This is a genomic window from Pseudomonas spelaei, from assembly GCF_009724245.1.
Classification (GTDB): Bacteria; Pseudomonadota; Gammaproteobacteria; order Pseudomonadales; family Pseudomonadaceae; genus Aquipseudomonas; species Aquipseudomonas spelaei.
In genome coordinates, this window is record NZ_WNNK01000013.1 from 21,166 (window position 1) to 39,283 (window position 18,118).

14 protein-coding genes are annotated in these 18,118 nt (G+C 59.3%); 7 read left to right on the forward strand and 7 right to left on the reverse strand.

Features of this window, described 5'->3' with window-relative positions:
- The first annotated feature begins 29 nt into the window (after positions 1-29).
- Genes GNF76_RS16160 through GNF76_RS16175 form a run of 4 tightly spaced genes read left to right on the forward strand, consistent with a single transcriptional unit; the run spans position 30 to position 5,732 of the window.
- A complete protein-coding gene (locus tag GNF76_RS16160; protein WP_155584262.1) occupies positions 30-1,427 on the forward strand; it encodes a TolC family outer membrane protein in 1,398 nt (465 codons plus the stop codon).
- Positions 1,424-3,607: a type I secretion system permease/ATPase gene (locus tag GNF76_RS16165; RefSeq protein ID WP_155584146.1), complete on the forward strand. Its 2,184-nt coding sequence runs from the start codon at positions 1,424-1,426 to the stop codon at positions 3,605-3,607. The genes GNF76_RS16160 and GNF76_RS16165 overlap by 4 nt, the downstream gene beginning before the upstream one ends.
- 26 nt (positions 3,608-3,633) lie before the next feature.
- Positions 3,634-4,824 carry a beta-barrel domain-containing protein gene (locus GNF76_RS16170; RefSeq protein WP_155584263.1) on the forward strand — a complete coding sequence of 397 codons (1,191 nt, stop codon included), beginning with the start codon at positions 3,634-3,636 and terminating at the stop codon, positions 4,822-4,824.
- Positions 4,825-4,871: 47 nt separating this feature from the next.
- Complete coding sequence (locus tag GNF76_RS16175) at positions 4,872-5,732, forward strand: alpha/beta hydrolase family protein (protein ID WP_155584264.1); 861 nt, start codon at positions 4,872-4,874, stop codon at positions 5,730-5,732.
- A gap of 16 nt (positions 5,733-5,748) precedes the next feature.
- On the opposite strand, the gene GNF76_RS16180 is transcribed toward GNF76_RS16175, so the two are convergent.
- The 3 genes from GNF76_RS16180 to GNF76_RS16190 all read right to left on the reverse strand — a co-directional run bounded on the left by GNF76_RS16180 (position 5,749) and on the right by GNF76_RS16190 (position 10,262).
- Positions 5,749-8,637 (reverse strand): Mur ligase family protein, encoded by a 2,889-nt coding sequence (locus tag GNF76_RS16180; protein ID WP_343037826.1) that lies wholly within the window; start codon positions 8,635-8,637, stop codon positions 5,749-5,751.
- 401 nt (positions 8,638-9,038) lie between these two features.
- The gene (locus GNF76_RS16185; protein WP_155584148.1) at positions 9,039-9,239 is read right to left on the reverse strand and encodes a hypothetical protein; all 201 of its coding nucleotides are present in this window, start codon (positions 9,237-9,239) and stop codon (positions 9,039-9,041) included.
- 678 nt (positions 9,240-9,917) lie between these two features.
- Positions 9,918-10,262 (reverse strand): cupin domain-containing protein, encoded by a 345-nt coding sequence (locus tag GNF76_RS16190; protein WP_154745081.1) that lies wholly within the window; start codon positions 10,260-10,262, stop codon positions 9,918-9,920.
- A gap of 356 nt (positions 10,263-10,618) precedes the next feature.
- Here GNF76_RS16190 and kynB point away from each other — a divergent pair, with 356 nt between their 5' ends.
- A complete protein-coding gene (gene kynB, locus GNF76_RS16195) occupies positions 10,619-11,269 on the forward strand; it encodes an arylformamidase (protein ID WP_155584149.1) in 651 nt (216 codons plus the stop codon).
- Complete coding sequence (gene kynA / locus GNF76_RS16200) at positions 11,266-12,123, forward strand: tryptophan 2,3-dioxygenase (protein WP_155584150.1); 858 nt, start codon at positions 11,266-11,268, stop codon at positions 12,121-12,123. Before kynB ends, kynA begins: the two co-directional genes overlap by 4 nt.
- Before the next feature lie 161 nt (positions 12,124-12,284).
- Here the strand turns inward: kynA and GNF76_RS16205 are convergent, their stop codons facing one another.
- From GNF76_RS16205 to antA, 4 genes are all read right to left on the reverse strand, one after another.
- Entirely contained in the window at positions 12,285-13,685 is a 1,401-nt protein-coding gene (locus GNF76_RS16205; RefSeq protein ID WP_155584151.1) for an amino acid permease, read from the reverse strand.
- Between the two features lie 69 nt (positions 13,686-13,754).
- Positions 13,755-14,762: an anthranilate 1,2-dioxygenase electron transfer component AntC gene (antC, locus tag GNF76_RS16210; protein ID WP_155584152.1), complete on the reverse strand. Its 1,008-nt coding sequence runs from the start codon at positions 14,760-14,762 to the stop codon at positions 13,755-13,757.
- Positions 14,763-14,859: 97 nt separating this feature from the next.
- Positions 14,860-15,351: an anthranilate 1,2-dioxygenase small subunit gene (gene antB / locus GNF76_RS16215; protein WP_155584153.1), complete on the reverse strand. Its 492-nt coding sequence runs from the start codon at positions 15,349-15,351 to the stop codon at positions 14,860-14,862.
- Positions 15,351-16,742, reverse strand: coding sequence for an anthranilate 1,2-dioxygenase large subunit (gene antA, locus GNF76_RS16220; RefSeq protein WP_155584154.1), 1,392 nt, complete (start codon positions 16,740-16,742; stop codon positions 15,351-15,353). Before antA ends, antB begins: the two co-directional genes overlap by 1 nt.
- Before the next feature lie 327 nt (positions 16,743-17,069).
- On the opposite strand from antA, the gene GNF76_RS16225 reads away from it, so the two are divergent.
- Positions 17,070-18,071, forward strand: coding sequence for an AraC family transcriptional regulator (locus GNF76_RS16225; RefSeq protein WP_155584155.1), 1,002 nt, complete (start codon positions 17,070-17,072; stop codon positions 18,069-18,071).
- Positions 18,072-18,118 lie beyond the last annotated feature (47 nt).

Sequence of the window (18,118 nt, forward strand, 5' to 3'; positions counted from 1 at the left end):
AGCTGTCTGCGGTTTGCGTTGCAGCGGCAATGACGGTGCTGGCGTTTGAGCCGGTCATGGCCAAGTCGTTTATCGACGACGAAGAAAGCGTCAACATCATCAGCCCCAGTGACTTGGGCACGAATTTACCGGGGGGGCCAACGGGCGTCAGCGCACCGGTGGCACCGCAACGCGTCATACCGAAAAACATCGACCTGACACGGGCTATTCAGTTAGCCGTGGAGTGGCACCCGGCCATTTCCGAGGCAATCGGTCAGCTGTATCAGCAAAACGAGAACGTGAACATCGCCCGTTCCGGTTACTACCCGCAAGTGAGCGGCGGCTTCAATTCCGGCTATGACAGCGGCCTGAGCGGCAATGGCCAAAGCCGGGCCTTTTCACTGTCGGCGTCGCAGATGCTCTATGACTTCGGCAAAGTGTCCAGCTCGGTGGACAGCGCCCTGGCCCGGGTCAGTGGCAGCCAGGCGGCGGTCTTGCTGTCGATCGACCAAGTAACGCGTGACACCTCGTTCGCGATGATCGAGTTACAGCGCTCACAACTGTTGGTGACACTGGCGCATGAGCAGATCGACGGCATTTCGGCGATTGCAGAACTGGCAAAAAAACGCAGTGACATGGGCGCCAGTACCCGCTCGGATCTGATCCAGGCACGCTCGCGCGTCGAGGCATCGCAGGCGACGCAACTGCAATTCCAGGCGCAGTTCAATCGCTGGCGCAGTACCTTGAGCAGTTTGCTCGGGGCACAGTCGCCGGTGAGCGTTTCTCCCGGTTTTCCGGCAAGCCTGGAGCAGTCCTGCCAGGGCGTGGTGCCCGATGAAGCGGTCACTCCAACGCTGTTGATCGCCCAGGCGCAACGGGTCGATGCCTTGGCGTTGATTGCCCAAGCGCGGGCCGAAGCGCTGCCGACCGTGTCGCTGGATCCGTCGGTGACTCACTACCTGGACAACAACGACGACAGCAACATCCCCGGCGGCCGGGACCGGACCCGCTACGGTGTCTTCCTCAATGTAAAAATGCCGCTCTATCAGGGTGGCGCTATCACTGCGCGCAAGTCCGCCGCACAACAAGCCCTGCGTTCTGCCGAAGCGGCCAACGACGCCGCTCGCCTCGCCGTGCGCCAAGGCCTGCTGGAGGCGCGGGATCAGATTTCCAGCCTGACCCAACGCCTGTCCACCCTGGATTTTCGTGAGCGCAGCATCTCCGAGACCCGCGACCTTTACCGCCAGCAATACCTTGAACTGGGCACCCGGCCGCTGCTGGATTTGCTCAATGCCGAGCAGGAAATCCACCAGGCCCGCATGGACCGGGAAAACACCGCAGCGGACCTGCGTCGCCTGAAAATCGATTGCCTCTACAACACTGGTGGGTTGCGTACTGCGTTCCATCTAGATAACAGCACCTTGCAAGGTGTGGAGATTCGGCCATGAATGATGCCGTGATGCTTGAGGGCGACATGAGCGCAGTGGAAGCGGCACTCAAGCCGGTGCCTGGGTTCGATTACGAAGTGTGGCTGGAGGCGGTGCTGAGTGTGGCCCGGCATTACCGCCTGGAGTGTTCGGCGCAAAGTGTGCGGCTCGCCGCGCAGTGGACCGAAGGCGCCTCGGTGGAGGACGTGGTGCGGCAGATGGCCCGCCAAGCCGGATTGAATTGCGCGATCGCCGACTTCAGCGCCTCGACCCTGATGCAGCGGCAACTGCCGATGATTTTGCAGTTCAGTGACGGCCAGGTTGGTGTCCTGGAAACCTTGGGCGATGGCGAACACGTCGGTATTGCCTACAGCGGCGACGGTGGCTTGCAAAGCCGCCTCAGCTACCAGGAGGTGCTCGATTCGGCGCGCAAGTCCGTAATCCTGCGGCCCATGAGTGCGGTGCGCGATACCCGCGTCGATGACTACATCAAACCCTATGAGAGGGACTGGTTCAAAGGCATCGTGCTGCGGGACATGCGGCCCTATGGCTATGTGATGCTGGCCTCACTGGTAACCAGTGTGCTCGGGCTGGCCGGGGTGCTGTTTTCCATGCAGGTCTACGACCGGGTGATTCCGGCCGAGTCGATGCCCACCCTGTATGTGTTGTTCGGCGGCGTGATGCTGGCGCTGGTGTTCGACTTCATCATGCGCATCACCCGCGTGCGGATCACCGACATGCTCGGCAAACGGGCAGACATGCGCGTGTCCGACCTGGTGTTCGGGCATGCCATTCGCCTGCGCAACAGCGCCCGGCCCAAGTCCACCGGTTCGTTCATTTCCCAGCTCAAGGAGCTGGAGCAACTGCGCGAACTGATCACCTCCAGCACGGCGACGGCCTTGGCGGACTTGCCGTTTTTCCTGCTGTTCCTGGTGATTTACTGGTTGATCGCCGGCCCGCTGGTTGCAGTGCCGCTGGTGGCGGTGTTGTTCCTGGTGGTGCCGGGTTTGTTGTCGCAGAAAAAACTCGCGGCGCTGGCCAGCCAATCGATGCGCGAAAGCTCGTTGCGCAGCGCCATGTTGGTGGAGACCATCCAGGGCCTGGACGATATCAAGGCGCTGCAAGCCGAGCAGCGCTTCCAGCACCAATGGAATCACTACAACGCCACCTGTGGTGACGCCAGCCTGCGCCTGCGCATGTTGACCAACAAGCTGGTGGCCTGGACCAACAACGTGCAGGGTTCGGTGTTTGCCGTGGTGGTGGTGTTCGGCGCACCGATGGTCATGGCCAGTGACATGACCACCGGTAGCCTGGTGGCAGCCTCGATTCTGGCCTCACGCATGATGGCGCCGATGTCGCAGATCACCCAGGTATTGACCCGCTGGCAGCAGGCCAAGGTGGCCCTGCAAAGCCTGAACCGGATTATGGAATTACCGGTGGACCATGCCGAAGGCAGCAAGCGCGTACACCTGCCGGTGGTGCGCGGCCATTACGTCCTCAACCAGGCGGCCTTCCAGTATTCCGACGATGCGCCGGTGCCGGCCTTGCTGGTGGCGGATTTGCAGATTCAACCGGGTGAGCGCATCGCCATTCTCGGCCGTAACGGTGCGGGTAAATCCACCTTGCTGCAGGCGTTGGCCGGCATGCTCGACCTGAAGAGCGGCAGCGTCAGCCTCGACGGGGTTGCCCTGGGCCATATCGACCCGGCGGACGTGCGCCGGGATGTCGGCCTGATGACCCAAAACTCGCGACTGTTCCACGGCACCCTGCGGGACAACCTGATCATGGGCGCGCCCCATGCCTCTGATCAGGAGATTCTTCAGGCGCTGATACTGACGGGCGCGGCAGATTTTATCGGCAAGTTCGCCGATGGCATGGACCACATGATTCTGGAAGGCGGCCTCGGGCTTTCGGGCGGGCAGCGTCAATCCTTGCTGCTGTCGCGCTTGATCATCCGCCAACCGCATATCGTCCTGCTGGACGAACCCACCGCGTCCCTGGATGAAGCGACCGAGCGCCAATTGATCCACAACCTGGACAAGTGGGCGGCCCACCGCACGCTGATCATCGCCACCCACCGCATGAGTGTGTTGAGTCTGGTGAACCGGATCATCGTCGTGGACAACGGGCAGATCCTGGTCGATGACACCAAGGACAATGCGATCGCCCGGCTTTCCAAACCCAAGGGGAAGAATCAGTGAATACCCATGAGCGTAAAAGAATCCCCCTGCTCGGCCTTGAAGACGAGGGCGCCCAACACTACAACGACGGCATTGATGACAACACGGTGGTGCGCTCGACGCGGGTGGTCTTCTGGGTGTTTGCCCTGCTGATCGCGTTTGGCGCCTGGGCCTACTTCTTTGAGGTGGATGAAGTCTCTACCGGCAGCGGCAAGGTGATTCCGACCTCCCGTGAGCAGATCATTCAGTCCCTGGAAGGCGGCATCGTCACCGAGTTGAACGTGGCGGAAGGCGACATCGTCAAGAATGGCCAAACCCTGGCAAAGCTCGACCCGACCAAGACCGAATCCAACTTCGATGAAAGTGCTTCCAAGTACCGGGCATCCCTGGCCAGCGTCGCGCGTTTGCAAGCGGAGGTGGACAGCAAACCCCTGGTGTTTCCTGCCGCGCTGCAACACCATCGCGCACTGATTCGTGCCGAAACCGACTTGTTCAACACCCGGCGCAGAGGGCTGGAAGACGCCCAGGCGGGTGTGCGTTCATCGCTGGGGTTGGTGCGCAGCGAGTTGGAAATTACCGAGAACCTGGCCAAGGTTGGCGCCGCCAGCAACGTTGAAGTCTTGCGTCTCAAACGCCAGAAAGCTGAGCTGGAATTGAAGCTGACCCAGGCCCGCTCCGATTACATGGTGCGCGCCGGTGAGGACCTGGCCAAGGCCAATGCCGACGTCGAGACGCTGTCATCGATCATGCGCGGGCGTTCGGATTCGGTCACCCGCCTGACCTTGCGTTCGCCGGTTCGCGGTATCGTCAAAGGCATCGAAGTCACCACCATCGGCGGGATCATTCCGCCCAATGGCCGCTTGATGCAGATCGTTCCGCTGGATGAACAACTGCTGATCGAAGCGCGTATTTCGCCGCGGGACATTGCCTTTATCCATCCCGACCAAGTGGCCAAGGTCAAGATCACGGCTTACGACTACGCGATTTATGGCGGCATGGACGGCAAGGTGGTGACCATCTCGCCCGACACCATCCAGGACGAAGTCAAACCTGAGGTGTTCTACTACCGGGTGTTTATCCGCACCGACGCCGACACCTTGAAAAACAAAGCCGGCAAGTCCTTTTCCATCGTGCCGGGGATGATCGCCTCGGTGGATATCAGGACTGGCCAGAAAACCGTTCTCGACTACCTGATCAAACCCATGAACCGCGCGCGAGAAGCGTTGCGCGAGCGCTAGCGGAGGGCCGGCTGGTGGGAAAAAACCTCAGGTTTTTAGTGTTCGGGTTGGGGCTTGTCGCTGCGCCTTGCGTGCTGGCGCTCGACGACAGTTCGACGCCGTTACTGTGGAACACGCCTGCCGACAAGGCCACCTGCAATGATCCTGATTCGGCATTGTGGGTCGCGTTTGCCCAGGGTGAGGAATGCATTCGCTACTTTGCCGGCGCCAGTCTCGAGCATGCGCCGGTGGTGATTGTGATGTTCCATGGTGATCGAAATATCGAGATGCATCAGGCGCCCGAGGATATTCGCGGTAATACCTTGGCCGCCAAGGTGCGTCAGGCAAAAGCGTTGAGCAAACGAGCCGGCGTACCGTTGGTGATCGTCGCGCGGCCTGGTACTTATGGTTCCAGCGGCAATCATGGGCAGCGGCGCCAGGCCCGGGAATTCATTGCACTGGGTGGCGCGCTGGATGAACTGCGCGAACGCTATGACATCGGCCAGTTTGTTGTGTTGGGTCACAGCGGTGGCGCCACCGTGGCGGCTGCGCTGTTGACCCTGGGGCGCGACGATGTGAAATGCGCAGTGATGACCTCTGGCGCGTTCGCCCTGGTGCAGCGTGCGCAGATGATTCGCCAGAGCCAAGGCCTGCCTTCCAGGCCGGGGCGCGATACCAATGGGTTACTCCATCCCTACGATCCCGGCCAGCACATCGACGGCATTCTTGCGGCGCCCAAACGGCAGTTGTTCGTCGTGGGTAACGTCGACGATCAGGTTGCGCCGTTCGTGTTGCAGGAAGGCTTTTTCCAGGCGCTGATCAAGGCGGGGCATCAGGCGCAGTTGATCAAGGCGGATGCCGTGGCGCCTGCGTTTCATCAACTGCGCAATGATATCGGGCTCAAGACGGCGGCCAGTTGCGCGAAGTAAGGTTGGCCTTGGTGGGTTACCCGGCCAGCACGGCTTGCTCAGTCGTCTTCAGCCACTCGCACAGCTGCGACAGTCCTGTCCCGCCCGAGCTTTTCACCAGTACCCAATCCCCTGGGTGAAACCACTGCGTCGGGTTCTGCATCAAGGCCTGGTTCAGTGCCTTGGCATTCTCGAACCACTGTACCGACAGCTCACCGCGCAACTCGAGGTACAACGCGTGCATCAGGGGGCCGCACAACAGCACATGGCGTGGCGCTGCCATGCGCAGCGGTGTGGCCAGTTCCAGGTGATAACGCTGGGTGTCGGGACCCAGTTCCAGCATATCCCCCAACACCAGCACTCGGTGCCGCGAGGTCACGGGGAGGTCCGCCATGGACTGCAACGCCGCGGCCATGGAGCCGGGGTTGGCGTTATAGGCATCGTTGATCAATTGGAAATGGCCGCCCGCGCACTGGATCTGCATGACATTGCCACGTCCCTCAACGGGTTCAAACCCGGTCAGGACCTTGAGCGCCTGATTGGCCTCAAGGCCCGCCGCGAACAGCGAAGCCAGCACCGCCAGTGCATTGAGCACCATGTGTCGGCCACGGGCTTGCAAGGTGAAATTGAGTGCCTGTGAGGCTCGTTGCGCCCGGACGTACACCTGATCCGATTCGCTGCGCCAATCCAGAAGACGCAGGTCCGCATCGGTGTGTTCGCCATAACTGATCACCTTTAGGCGAGCGGTTTCTGCTGCCTGGGCGAACAGCTCGTAATACGGCATGTCCCGGCTGAGTACCGCGTGGCCGCCCGGCGCCATGGAGCGGAAGATTGCGCTTTTTTTGCGGGCCAGGTTCTCCAGCGTACCGTGGTATTCCAAATGCGCAGGAGCCAGACCGGTGACGATGGCGATGTGTGGGCGAACCAGTTCCGAGTTGATGGGCATCCGGCCCACCGCCATTTCCAGGACCCAGAACTTCGCCTCTGGCGGCATGCTCGCCAGGTTCCAGGCAATGCCGTGGGGCAGGTTGGCATTGGCTTCGGTTTGCCCGACCTCAGCCCAGTGTTTCAACGCGTGGGCGAGCATGGCCACCACTGTGGTTTTGCCAAAACTGCCGGTCACGCCGAACACCTGCCCGCTGAAGTGCAGCCGGGCGTGCCTGCCCAGTTGCAACATCGCTTCGCTGGTGTCGGCGACTTGCAGCGCCGGCAAGCCACTGTCCAGATAGGGCGTCGGGTCCACACACAAAAAGGCGCAGGGCCGCCGTTCAGGCTTGGCCTGTGCCCAACGCAAGGCCGATTGCACCTCGTTCGGGCCAACCTTGGTGGGGTGGCGACTGAGCATGCGCCCTGGCTTGAAGAATTGCATGGAGGGTGTCAAACCTGCGGCTCGCCAGTCCGAGGGTGGCTGCTGGGCCCATGTTCCCTGCGTTACACGCGCCAGGGTCGCAGCGTCCCAGGTCCAGTCGCAGGTGGCTTGCGTCGGTGGCGGCAGGCTCACTTGCGGCGCACCGTCCAGCAGATACCGGTGATAGGCAATCAGCCCGGAAAGGTAGTGTTCGACGTCGTCGATACGCACCCTGAACGCATGATGCCGAATGAAGAATGCGCCGGCGATGCGTGCCGGGTTGGCGAAATACATTGCCATTTCCGGCCAGAAATAACCGTTGAGCAGGTAGCGGGCGCGATGATGCAAAGCCCGATAGAACGCGTGCAGATCAATGTCCTGGAGCAGGTGCTGCACAGGCGGTTGTTGGGCGATCCGTTCCAGCATTTGCTGCGCGGCCATCATCAGTTCGAGCAAGGTGGGGAAGGTGGTAATGCGCTGCTGGACGAACCCCAGGTAGCCCGCGACGTTGTTCAGGCCGAAACGGAAGTATTTTTCGGCGGGGCGATAGCGCGTCAACTCGTTCACGCAGTAGCTGAGCCAATGGTCATGCTCGCGCCAGTGCTCTTTGTCGATGAAGTAATCGAAGGCCTTTTCCACGACGTTGAGCCAGCGTTCATTGCGGGTCAGCCCATAGAGGCGCATCAGCCCGAACGCGGCTTCACCGTCGTAATAGATGATGCGAAACGGCTCTTTGACGCTCAAGTCCTGGGCATGCAATACGTGTACGAAAGCGCCGGTAGTGGGGTCTTGCATCCAGGCCATGCCGTTGGCGAGGGCTTCCAGCAGCGGCAGGTACTGACGGGTGCCGGTTACTTCGCTGTACTTGACCAGGGCCAGCAGGCACACCGCGTTGCCGCCCAATTTGATCTCGTTGCCGGTGTCCACAAGGAAGGCGGCCACGCTGCCGTCGGGCAGCAGGCTGGGCCTGATCAGCGTTTGGGTCAGGTAGTCCAGTGACCGTTGAATCGCGGCCTTCAACGTCTCGTCACCGCTCAACGCCCAGGCCTCGATCATCGCGTAGGTGCTGCTGGCGTGGCGCAGGGTGTTGTAGTTCTTGATCGGCCGGTCGAAGCAAGGAAAGTAGCCGTAGACGAACTGGCCGCTGTCCTGCACCTGTGCCCCCAGATAAGTGGCGGCGGTGCAGATGGGTAGCCTGACGTCGTCGGGCGTCAGGGCGGCCAGAGTGCGCCAGCCGATTTCTGCTGCGTTGCTGTTGAGCCGGTGGGCCATGCCGTCTTCGGCGCAGAATACACCCGCCGTGTCGAACAGATAGACCGGGGTGTCGGGCTGCAACGTGCTGACTGCGTTCAGTGCCGCTGATCCTGCAAAACGGCGTTTGGCGTAGACGGAAAAATTTCCGGCATTGAAGCTCGCATGGGCGATGTTATTACCGCCATAGAGAATCGCGTTGGCGTTCAGCTCCTGTTCGGTGAGCGCTATGTGCAAGCGGCGGTCGAACGCGATGCCCCCTCTGAAGTAGTTGCGCTTGTGACGCTTGAGGCGCTCGTTGAATTGTTCCCAGGTCGTTGGCTTCACGTTAATCGCACGTTCGACACGAATCCACGTACGTTCGGCCTTGTTGTCCGGTTGAGCTAACCGCTGGTCATGGGTTCTCTGGAGTTCATTGGCTCCTGTTTGCCATGCCTTTTCGAAGTTCTCGGCCGAGACATGAAAAACATGCGCACGTTTTGTGCTGTCACTGATTGAGAAAAATAAAGTGCAGGAGGATGCCCTGTTCGATGAGACAGCCTGCTCATCGGTGTCTTTACTCAGCAGAGCATAACAAGCGAGCAATTGCTGTTTCACAGACATAGGGGGCCATTAATAAAATTAGTTTGGGTGGTCTGTATTTTTATAATTGATTGAGCCGTCAATAAAAGATACAGGCGAATTTATGCCTGATACTCGGAGATGAAAATATTAGTCCGAGTTATATATCAGGAATAGGTTGATGAGTCTTCGCGAACCTGCTCGATCATCACGGGGTTGATTTGACTCTCGTATTGCTGGAGGTGGTCTCTGATCAGTTTGCGGATGACCTGAGAAATAGTAAGGTCAACCTCCTCCGACAGGGTTTCCAGCCTTTGTTTGGTTGGGGAGTCGATGAGTATGGTCAGGCGCGTAGTTTTTTCAGACATTTTCTTGGTCCTTTTGCAAAAGCGCGGTCTCGACTGCCGCGTGCAGCAACTGCTCAATGAAGTGATGAATACTTAAATCAAACCAATTGGATTGTAATCCGGGTTGTTGAAAGTCTAATTCAATCACATGGTGTTTTCTACGGATGTGTGGGGAAAGTTGTCATAATGTGAAGTTGGCCACCTTCCCATAGTCCTCTATTATCATGTGGTTATAACCCAATGAAACTCAGGTATTAACTAGGTTTTAAGAAAATTATACGAAAAGGAAAGTGATGTCAAAAGGCAATACTATCTAGCACTAAAGTAGTGGTGGGCGCTTTATGATTAATTTGTTAGGGCGTTATTTTATTGGTCGTGGATTTTTTCATGGGTACTATTTGTAAAACATTTTGTCACATAATAGTAATTGCTTGTCGAGAACAAATAATATTTAGCGCGCGAAAAAGGGGCCGCTCGGCCTAATGCCAGTCAGTTAAGCGAACGCGGTGCTCAAGGCAGAGAAGAACGAATGTGGGAGCTGGCTTGCCTGCGATTGGATCAACTCGATATACCTGAAGTATCGAGGTGTCTGCATCGCAGGCAAGCCAGCTCCCACACTGAATCTGCTTCGGTTGCTGGATCCCCACTCCTTAACTGATCGGCATTAGCCGCTCGGCCCCTTTTTATGGAGGGTGTACTTTAGGCAAAAACGAAGTACTTGCGCACGGTTTCGACCACCTCCCAGGTGCCTTTCATGCCGGGCTCCACCACAAAAATATCACCGGCTTTCAAGTGAATGGGCTCCAGGCCGTCCGGGGTAATCACGCAGTAGCCTTCCTGAAAGTGGCAGTACTCCCATTTCACATACTCCACCCGCCATTTGCCCGGGGTGCAGATCCACGTGCCCATGATCTTGCTGCCGTCTTCGCTGGTGTAGGCGTTGAGGTTGACGGTATGCGGGTCGCCTTCGAGCTTTTCCCATTTGCAGGCATCCAGTACCGGCAGGGGGTGGGTGTCGCGCAGAACGGTGATCGGCTTGGACATGATGACTCCGAGGCAAGAAGGGAAAGCCGAACCCTATAGCGTCGAGTGGTGGAGCAGTGGTCTGAACTCGACATCGGGATGCCCAGAAACGCAGGCGTTTGCACATCGTTAAATCACCGCTAATTCCTGTGGGAGCCGGGCTTGCCCGCGATGAGGCCGGCACAGCTTGCATCTCCCTGGACTGACACGCCGCCATCGCGGGCAAGCCCGGCTGCCACAGGGTGAAGCTTCCATTCATCAATCGGCCATTTCTTCGCAGTAAGTGCGAAAAAATTCCTGGTTTGCGCTCGAATTCGCAAGAATATTTACAGCGGGCCCTCGTATCATTCTTCCTGGGAACGACCGAGAGCCTTGTGATGAATCCAATAAAAACGTGGTGGGACATCAGCCCGCCCTTGAGTGCCGCGACCCCGACCTGGCCCGGCGATACGCCGTTTCAGGAAGAGCGGGTCTGGCAGTTTGGCCCGGAGTGCCCGGTGAATGTCGGGCGTATCACGTTGTCGCCTCACACCGGAGCGCACGTCGATGCACCCTTGCACTACAGCGCTGACGGCGCGCCGATTGGTGAGGTTTCGCTGGATGTGTACCTCGGCCCGTGCCGGGTCTTGCATTGCCTGGGCAGTGGCGCGCTGGTGCAGGCGCATCAGTTGGAAGGGCGCCTGGAGAATCTGCCGGAGCGTGTTTTGCTGCGCACTTATCAACAGGCGCCGCTGACCTCCTGGGATGAAAATTTCACCGCCGTTGCGACAGAAACCGTCGAACTGCTGGCCCGTCTTGGCGTGCGCTTGATCGGTATCGACACGCCGTCCCTGGATCCGCAACAGTCCAAGACCATGGATGCCCACAACGCGGTTGCCCGGCATGGCATGGCGATTCTCGAGGGCATCGTCCTCGACGACGTGCCCGAGGGCGATTACGAGTTGATCGCGCTGCCGCTGCGTTTCGCCAATCTCGATGCCAGCCCGGTGCGGGCTATTTTGCGTCCGCTCAAGGAGTCCACGCGATGAGCCAATGTCCTTTCTCTCCCGACTATCAACCCCCGGAAGAATGGCATAACGCCGAGCTGAATTTTTCCGAGTCCATGAGCTACGGCGATTACCTGGACCTGGGCAAAGTGCTCAGCGCCCAGCACCCGCTGTCGCCGGACCACAACGAGATGTTGTTCATCATCCAGCACCAGACCTCGGAGCTGTGGATGAAGCTGATGCTTCACGAGCTCAAGGCTGCCCGTGAACACGTGCGTCAGGGGGAGTTGGCGCCGGCGTTCAAGATGTTGGCGCGGGTGTCGCGGATCTTTGATCAACTGGTGCATGCCTGGGCGGTGCTGGCGACCATGACGCCGTCGGAATACAAGTCGATCCGCCCGTACCTGGGGCAATCGTCCGGGTTCCAATCGTTCCAGTACCGCGAAATCGAATTCATCCTCGGCAATAAAAGCGCGGCGTTGTTGCGGCCTCACGCCCATCGCCCGGAGTTGTTGAAGGAGCTGCAAGTGGCGATTGCCACGCCGTCGCTGTATGACGAAGCGATCAACCTGATGGCCAAGGCGGGCCTGGTTATCGACCCCAAGCGTGCCGAGCGCGACCCGACGGCGGCCACGGTTCATGATGATTCCGTGGAGGCAGCGTGGCGCGAGGTTTATCGCGATCCGAGCCGTTATTGGGACCTTTATCAACTGGCCGAGAAGTTTATCGACCTGGAAGATTCGTTCCGCCAATGGCGCTTCCGGCATGTGACCACGGTGGAACGGATCATCGGCTTCCAGCCGGGCACCGGAGGTACCGAAGGTGTGGGTTACTTGCGCAAGATGCTCGATACCGTGCTGTTTCCGGAGCTGTGGCGGGTGCGTTCTTCGTTGTAATCCGCGCCCAAATAGAAAGCCCCGGCACTCACTGAGTGCCGGGGCTTTCTATTTGGAATGCAATCAACTGTGGGAGCTGGCTTGCCTGCGATGGCGGACTATCCGGCAGCCCATCAGCGCTTGACCCACCGCTATCGCAGGCAAGCCAGCTCCCACAAGGTTTAGCGTACGATCACGGCCTTGGCGTTGTTCATACGCAACCGATATGCCACATAGATAAGGCCTACCCATACCGGAATCGCATACACCGAGGGCCGCATGGCCGGGATCGCCAGCATCACGCAGATGATCATCAGCATGAACGCCAGGCACAGGTAGTTGCTGAACGGGAACCAGAAGGTCTTGAACGACGGCACCAGCCCTTGTTCGCCCATGGCTTTGCGGAACTTGATGTGGGTCAGGCTGATCAGCGCCCAGTTGATCATCAACGAGGCAACCACCAGCGCGAACAACAGCTCCAGCGCATCATGTGGCGCGACGTAGTTGATCACCACGCACAGCAGCGTCACCAGGGCTGAGATCCCCAGGGCCCGCAGCGGCACGCCTTGCTTGTTCAGCTTCAACAGCGCCTTGGGCGCATCGCCTTGCTCGGCCAGGCCGAACAGCATGCGGCTGTTGCAGTACACGCCGCTGTTGTACACCGACAGCGCGGCGGTCAGCACCACGAAGTTGAGGATCTGTGCAGCGGTGTCGTTACCGATCAGGGAAAAGATCTGTACAAACGGGCTACCGCTGTAGGGGTCACCGGATGCGCCGAGTGTTTGCAGCAGTTGGTCCCAGGGGTACAACGACAGCAGCACGGTCAGTGCGCCGACGTAGAAAATCAGGATCCGGTACACCACCTGGTTGATCGCCTTGGGGATCACCTTGCGCGGTTCGCTGGCTTCAGCGGCAGTAATGCCCACCAGCTCCAGACCACCAAACGAGAACATGATGAACGCCATCGACATCAGCAGACCCATGCTGCCATTGGGAAAGAAACCTCCGTGTTCCCACAGGTTGCTGATGGAGGCCTGCGGGCCGGCAGTACCGCTGAACAGCAGGTAGCAGCCCAGCAGGATCATGCCGATGATCGCCACCACCTTGATGATCGCGAACCAGAACTCGGTCTCGCCGAAGAACTTCACGTTCAGGGTGTTGATCAGGTTGACCGCGACAAAGAACACCACGGCGCTGACCCAGGTTGGTATTTCCGGCCACCAGAACTGGATGTACTTGCCGACCGCCGTCAGCTCGGCCATGCCCACCAACACATACAGCACCCAGTAGTTCCAGCCCGCCAGGAAGCCCGCGTAACTGCCCCAGTACTTGTGGGCGAAGTGGCTGAAGGAACCTGCCACCGGCTCTTCCACGATCATCTCGCCGAGCTGGCGCATGATCAGGAAAGCAATGAACCCGGCAATCGCATAGCCGAGGATCATCGACGGCCCCGCCGACTTGAGCACCCCGGCCGAACCGAGGAACAAGCCTGTACCAATCGCCCCTCCCAGGGCAATCAGCTGAATATGCCGGTTCTTCAGGCCGCGCTTGAGGCCCACCGGGTTAACCATGTCATCCGCCATTCACGTTCCCTTCTACTTGTTTTTTTCAGGGTTGATTGCACGCCGAACCAGCCCCTCACTGCTGAGGGGTCAGATATTACTCTCGGTAAACTTTTCGTAATACAGTGAAACGCCATCAAGTCCCTGATCCAACAGCCAGTTTTTGATGGATTCGACCATCGGCGGCGGACCGCAGACGTACATATCCGCCGAACTGTCCCGCAGTTCGGCCACATCGAAATGTTCAGTCAGGTAGCCGCGCTTGCCGCTCCAGTCGGGTGTTGGGTCACTGAACACCTCGGTGTAACGAAATCCCGGGATTTTTTCAGCATAGGCGCCAATGCGCGCCGCTTCGCATAAGTCAGCCGCCCCACGTACGCCGTAATACAAGTGCACCGGCTGCGCGCAACCGCGTTCGGCGAGCTCATCCAGCATGCCCAGCAGTGCCGACAACCCCGTACCACCGGCCACCAGCACCAGCGGTTTGGTGACATGGCGCAGATAGAACGCCCCCAGTGGAGCCTCCAGCCACAACTCATCACCTCCCTGGCAGCGTTCGCGGATGTAATTGCTCATCACGCCGTCGGGCAGCAGGCGAATCAGGAACTGCAACTGATTGCCCGGGCGGTTGGCGAAAGAATAGGAGCGTTGGCTGTCGGTGCCGGGAATCGACAGGCGAGCGTATTGGCCCGGCAGGAAATCCAGCGACTGGTCCAGTTGCAGATACAGGATCGCGGTGCTGCTCGAGACCTGCTGCACCTGGTTGACCGTGCTGCGTATCTGCACCGGCCCCGGCGCGTTACACAGACTGGAATCAAAATTGAAGTAAAACGCCGCGTCGGATGTGACCCGGGTCTGGCAACTGAGCATTTTGCGTTGTTGCAGGTCAAGGCTGGAGAGGGCTTCCTCGTCGACGTAATCCTGGCTGTAGTCGCCGGATTCGCAACGACCCTGGCAGGTACCGCAGACCCCTTCGCGGCAATCCAGGGGGATCTTGATGCCGTTGCGCAAGGCGGCGTCCAGCAGGAGTTCATGGGCTCCGATGGGGAAAAACAGGGTTTTGCCGTCGGCAAAACTGAAGGCCACTTTGTGATTCATTCGTTGAACTCTCAAATACACCTGTAGCCGCCGCCTTGGGGCTGCTACGCAGCCCATCGCAGCCTTGTGCCTCGGCAGCGGCTACAGATAGAGGTGGTTACAGGTGATAAAAGTCCAGCACCGAGTTGATCGTGTCGTTGAGCAGCAACGCATGCTTGCGGGTGATCAGCCAGCTGTCGCCATCGGGCTTCAAGGTGTAGGTAGCGTTGCCATAGAACTGCTCCGAGGTGGCCAGGCGATAGAACAGCGTGTGCCAGTTCAGTCGTACCTCCAGCAGCCCGTCCGCCTGCTCGGCGATACGCACGTTATTGATCAGGTGCAAAGTGCGTGGCATCGGGGTGGCGGAGGCGGCCTTGCCAGTGCGCAGGCGGAACACCCGGTCTTCCAGGCCCGAACGGTTGGCGTAGTAGATCAGCGACATCTCGCGCTTGGGGTCACGGGTGTAGACGTGCTCGGAGTCCCATTGCGGCAGGTGGAATTCACTCTGCGGGTCGAACAGCTGCACATAGGCGTCCCAGTCCTGGGCATCGCAGAGCTCGGATTTGCGGTAGAAAAACTGCTCGATCCGGTATTGCAGTTGCGCATTCATCATTCCACCTCACGCAGCTTCAGGGATTGGGCGTCGAGACCGTCCAGCAGGAATGTCTGCCAGTTGCGGTGCTGGTTGACGTACAGCCCTTCGTGGGTGAATTCGGTGCCGGTCATGGCCGGCTGAATGCCGATGGCTTCGCTGTTGCGGGTCGGGCCGGTTTCCCAGCGATGGCTGCCGCGAGAAATGTCGCTCCAGCGCTCCAGGCGGCCCTGGAAACCACGTTGGGCTTCGCGAAACTCCACCAGGTCGTCAGGGGTGCCCATGCCGGAAACGTTGAAGAAGTCTTCGAACTGGCGAATACGGTTTTCCCGGTCGGCGTCGGACTCGTTTTTCACCCCCAGGCACTGGCTGATGATCTCGGTCTTGTTCCACGCTATCGGGCGGATGATCCGTAGCTGCGAGCTGATCTGGTCAAGGAAAAACAGGCTCGGGTAGATGTTCAGGTTACGCAGGCGGTGCATCATCCATTCGGCCTTGTCCTGGCCGTGTTCTTCCACCAGGCGCGGCATGATGGTGGCGTAGCCGGAGCGCACCGACGGGTTGGGCATATCGCTGAACAGCACACTGTGGCCGTTGTTGAAGGCAAACCAACCGTCGTCGGTATTGGCGTCGCCGGCCCCGAGTTTGCTGTAGTCCAGCGTCGCCCCGGTACCCGCGCCGTTCTCGGTGTTGACCTGCTGGCGATGCTGCACCGTGGCCACATAGTTATAGTGCACGGTGCTGACGTGATAGCCGTCCAGGCCGTTTTCGTTCTGCAGCTTCCAGTTGCCGTCGTAGGTGTAGGCCGACTTGCCAGGCAGCACTTCCAGTTCGCCGGTGGCGGACTGGGCGACCATCATGTCGAAGAACACTTTGGCGTCACCGAGGAAGTCGCCCAGGCTGTTGGTGCCGTTGACGTCGAGGCTGATAAACACAAAGCCCTTGTAGCTCTCGATCCGCGCCTTTTTCAGGCCGCGAGTCGCCTTGTCGAAACCTTCCGGGTATTCCCCCGGCGCCTTGACCTTCACCAGACGGCCATCGCTTTTGTAGCACCAGGCGTGGAACGGGCAGGTGAAGGTGGACTGGTTGCCCTTGCCGACCCGGGTCAGGGTGGTACCGCGATGCTGACAGGCGTTGATCAGCGCGTTGAGCTGGCCGTCGCCGTCGCGGGTGATGATCATCGGCTGGCGCCCGGCGCGCATCGTCACGAAGTCGTGGTTGTTGGCCAGTTCGCTTTCATGGCAGGCGTAGATCCAGTTCTTTTCGAAGATCAGCTCCATCTCCAGATCAAACAGTTCCGGCTCGGTGAACATGTCCCGGGCAATGCGGAACACTTGGTCTGCCGGACGAAAATCCAGGCAGCTTTCAATAAAGGTTTTCCACTGTTCGACGCTTCTTGCACCACTCATGGAAGGCACCTTGTTGTGTGGCTAATCGGTGGTCCATTAGAGGCAGCGGCACGGGGGATGGGCTATCCGCTTAGTGGGGGAAGGTGGGCCGAATAATTGAATGTGGTGAGTCACAACTACCCACGGCGGTGCACCGGATCGATGCAATGAGCTACTGTCTTGGGAGGCAACCTGGCTGGGCAGGCCGGAAAAATCCGCTTCCTATCCACATAGTCGACAGTTGCTAGCCGCTGAGTGGAAACGCCACGTGACTGGCGCAGAACTTGCCTTGATCTACCGGACGCGTCGTCAGAGCGCGCTGGCCACAACCGCCGTGGGTGCACCGTGATGAGCAGCGATACACGCGATATCCGTATTGATCGTTTCGACCTTGAAGGCGCCCGCAGCTGGATGTCCGGTATTTGCGGTCCGCATCGGCTGGAGACGGCCACGCCTGAGCGCATCCGCTTTCATCACAGCGCCAATGTGTTCAAGTCCCGCGCCACGACGTTGGGGATCATTGAATACGGTACTGACGTGACCATCGATATCGAAGACGCCGAGCATTTCAGCAGCTACAGCCTGAGCCTTCTGCTGGTCGGCGAGCAGGAGTTGAGCAAGAACGGCGAGCGGCTGAGCTCCAATCGTGATCAGGGCGTGATCATCTCGCCTAACGAGCATCAGGTGCTGGCGATCTCCGGCGACTGCCGCAAGTTGCAGGTGGTGATCACCCGCGCGGCCATGAGCGAATCCCTGGAAGGCCTGCTGCAACGGCCGATTGAAGCGCCGCTGCGCTTTGAGTCGGTGATGGATGCAGTGGAGGGCGCTTCGGCATCGTGGTGGCGGATGGCGCGGTACTTCATCGCCGAGCTGGAGCGCAGCAGCGAACTGTATGACCAGGCGGCGTTCACTCGTGACCTGGAAAGCTCATTGATCAAGGGCTTGATCCTCGCCCAGCCGAATAACTACTCCGAAGAACTGCGGGACGTCCTCGGGGTGAAACTGCCGCACTATCTGATCCGCGCTCGCCAGTACATCCATGACAATGCCCGCGAGGCGGTACACCTGGACGACCTTGAGGCCGCGGCTGGCGTGTCGCGGTTCAAGTTGTTCGATGCCTTCAGGAAGTACTTTGCGTTGTCGCCCATGGCCTACCTGAAGAAATATCGGCTGGGGGCCGTGCGCCAGGAAATCCTGGAACACGGCTCGACCCGCACCATCTCCGAGATCGCCCTGGGTTGGGGCTTCACCCATTTGGGGCGGTTCTCGGCGGAGTACCGCAAGCTGTTCGATGAATCGCCGAGCATGACCTTGCAACGCAACGATGCGCGGCGTATGCGTGGTGCCTGAAAACCATGGAGATCAACTGTGGGAGCTGGCTTGCCTGCGATAGCGGT

Coding starts and splice junctions, on each gene's coding strand:
- kynA (WP_155584150.1), top strand. CDS start 11,266: ATGAGCCAATGTCCTTTCTCTCCCGACTATCAACCCCCGGAAGAATGG.
- GNF76_RS16160 (WP_155584262.1), top strand. CDS start 30: ATGACGGTGCTGGCGTTTGAGCCGGTCATGGCCAAGTCGTTTATCGAC.
- GNF76_RS16165 (WP_155584146.1), top strand. CDS start 1,424: ATGAATGATGCCGTGATGCTTGAGGGCGACATGAGCGCAGTGGAAGCG.
- antB (WP_155584153.1), bottom strand. CDS start 15,351: ATGAATGCGCAACTGCAATACCGGATCGAGCAGTTTTTCTACCGCAAA.
- kynB (WP_155584149.1), top strand. CDS start 10,619: ATGAATCCAATAAAAACGTGGTGGGACATCAGCCCGCCCTTGAGTGCC.
- GNF76_RS16190 (WP_154745081.1), bottom strand. CDS start 10,262: ATGTCCAAGCCGATCACCGTTCTGCGCGACACCCACCCCCTGCCGGTA.
- GNF76_RS16205 (WP_155584151.1), bottom strand. CDS start 13,685: ATGGCGGATGACATGGTTAACCCGGTGGGCCTCAAGCGCGGCCTGAAG.
- antC (WP_155584152.1), bottom strand. CDS start 14,762: ATGAATCACAAAGTGGCCTTCAGTTTTGCCGACGGCAAAACCCTGTTT.
- GNF76_RS16225 (WP_155584155.1), top strand. CDS start 17,070: ATGAGCAGCGATACACGCGATATCCGTATTGATCGTTTCGACCTTGAA.
- antA (WP_155584154.1), bottom strand. CDS start 16,742: ATGAGTGGTGCAAGAAGCGTCGAACAGTGGAAAACCTTTATTGAAAGC.
- GNF76_RS16185 (WP_155584148.1), bottom strand. CDS start 9,239: ATGTCTGAAAAAACTACGCGCCTGACCATACTCATCGACTCCCCAACC.